The sequence below is a fragment of the Pseudomonas sp. P5_A2_2 genome (genome assembly GCF_054177685.1).
On record NZ_JBGCUL010000835.1, the window covers coordinates 1 to 1,979 of the forward strand.

The 1,979-nt window shown below is 58.3% G+C and carries 2 protein-coding genes; both read left to right on the top strand.

Translation table 11 applies throughout. From position 1 onward, the window contains the following. Window positions 1-231: 231 nt before the first annotated feature. Window positions 232-813 (top strand): alpha/beta hydrolase, encoded by a 582-nt coding sequence (locus tag ACXRVY_RS26305; RefSeq protein WP_457265711.1) that lies wholly within the window; start codon window positions 232-234, stop codon window positions 811-813. Window positions 814-868: 55 nt separating this feature from the next. Then, complete coding sequence (locus tag ACXRVY_RS26310) at window positions 869-1,795, top strand: sigma 54-interacting transcriptional regulator (RefSeq protein WP_223462695.1); 927 nt, start codon at window positions 869-871, stop codon at window positions 1,793-1,795. The last annotated feature ends 184 nt before the right edge of the window (window positions 1,796-1,979 follow it).

The following is a 1,979-nucleotide window of genomic DNA, read 5'->3' on the forward strand; positions in this document are numbered from 1 at the left end:
ACACTGTTCCCTGTGGGAGCGAGCTTGCTCGCGATGGCGGTGGATCAATCGACATCGATGTTGAATTTCCGGGCCCTATCGTCGGAACGCCGCCCGGAGCAAGCTCGCTCCCACAGGTTTTGCGTTTAATATTCGATATGGGTCTTAATAAATAGCTTCTTATTCCTTAACGAATATATCTCACCTGCCTATACTCGACCGGGAACAGACACGCAGCAGGAGAGCTCCCCCATGCGCAACGAATCAATTCGCTACCTGATTGTGCCGGGCTGGCAAGGATCGCCAGAAGATCATTGGCAAAGCCACTGGCAGAACAGCCTGCCGAACAGCGCACGGGTGGAACAGGCTGACTGGCTGACGCCACGTCGCGAGGACTGGGTCGCGGCGCTGGCCGAGGCGATTGCCGCCGACAGCACGCCGGTGATTATCATTGCCCACAGCCTGGGTTGCATCACCGTCGCCCATTGGGCGGCGAGCGCCCCCGTGCAGTTTTTGCGTCAAGTGCGCGGCGCCTTGCTCGTCGCGCCAGCAGACGTCGAACGCCCGGCCTGCGTGCCGGCCTTGCGTAACTTCGCGCCGATTCCGACGGACCTGCTGCCATTCCCGAGCCAGGTCGTCAGTTCCGACAACGACAGCGCCGTCAGTGCACCGCGTGCCCTGGAACTGGCGCGCCATTGGGGGGCCGAGGCGGGGATTCTGGCGGGGGCGGGGCATATCAACGTCAAGTCCGGTCACCAGCGCTGGGAGCAGGGTTTTGCCTATCTCTATCGCTTGCAGAACCGCATGGAACACCACGCCCTGCGTCGCGCTTGAACACTTTCTTTATTTAACGCCCCCGTCTCCCGGCGGTTTTGGGCGGGAGTCTGTCATGAGCTTTGAAGCCTTCGGTCAGCCGCTGCTGACCTTTCCCGATGCCGAAAAAAGTCCCCTGAGCATTCGCGCCAAGGCGCTGGTGTTTGTCGATCCGCGTTCGCGGCAATTACGTGAAGACCTGGAGCAACTGGCCACGCGTTCAGTGTCAGTGCTGATCCGTGGCGAAACCGGCACCGGCAAGGAATTGCTGGCCCGCCATATCCACCGCGCCAGTGATCGCGGCGGGTTGTTCGTATCGGTCAACTGCGGTGCCATCAGCCCGACCTACGCCGACGCCGAGTTGTTCGGCTATGCGGCGGGCAGCTACAGCGGCTCGGCGAGCAGTCGTGCCGGGTGGTTCGGTTCGGCCAACGGCGGCACGCTGTACCTGGACGAAATCGGCGACCTGCCGCTGCCGATCCAGACCAAACTGCTCGCCGCGCTGGAAAACCACGAAGTCACCCGCGTCGGTGCCCAGCAGCCGAGCCCGGTGGATGTGCGGCTGGTGGCGGCCACCAGCATCGATCTGGCCCAGGCGGTTGCCGCCGGAAAATTCCATGAGCGGCTCTATCACTACCTCTGTGAAGGCCCGCTCGAACTGCCGGCGTTGCGTGAGAGGGTGGGGGATATCCTCTCGCTGGCGGAGTACTTCCTCGGCATCTACAGCCAACGCCTGGACCTGCCGGTACCGCTGATCAGCGAGGAGGCGCAACAAGTGTTGGAACGGCACAGTTGGCCGGGCAATACCAGGGAGCTGGAGAACGTCATTCACTTTGCATTGCTGGTCAGTACGGGTGACGAAATCTTGCCGGAGCATTTGAATCTGTCGGCTGTCCGGCCATCTGCGGTTCTTATACAAGGATGGATAGATCAACTTGTTCAACAAGGAGATGTCGCTGAAGTCCGGGCGCTGAAAAAATATTTCACAAGCATCATTGTATAATCCCATTGATTATTTTTATAACTAAACCAGGCAATTGATTGTTGTCTGGTTTTTTTGTGGGCGCTGATCCTTGTTTTATAKTTTGTAATATTTGCAGTGTGGTTGTGACAATTTTGCGTTTTGCAGGTCGATGGGGGTTGATATATCTTTTAATTTCTCTTGGATACATTGATATCCGTCATTG

Bases quoted from the DNA above. Each gene is read 5' to 3' on its own strand.
- ACXRVY_RS26305 (WP_457265711.1), top strand. From the start codon at position 232: ATGCGCAACGAATCAATTCGCTACCTGATTGTGCCGGGCTGGCAAGGA.
- ACXRVY_RS26310 (WP_223462695.1), top strand. From the start codon at position 869: ATGAGCTTTGAAGCCTTCGGTCAGCCGCTGCTGACCTTTCCCGATGCC.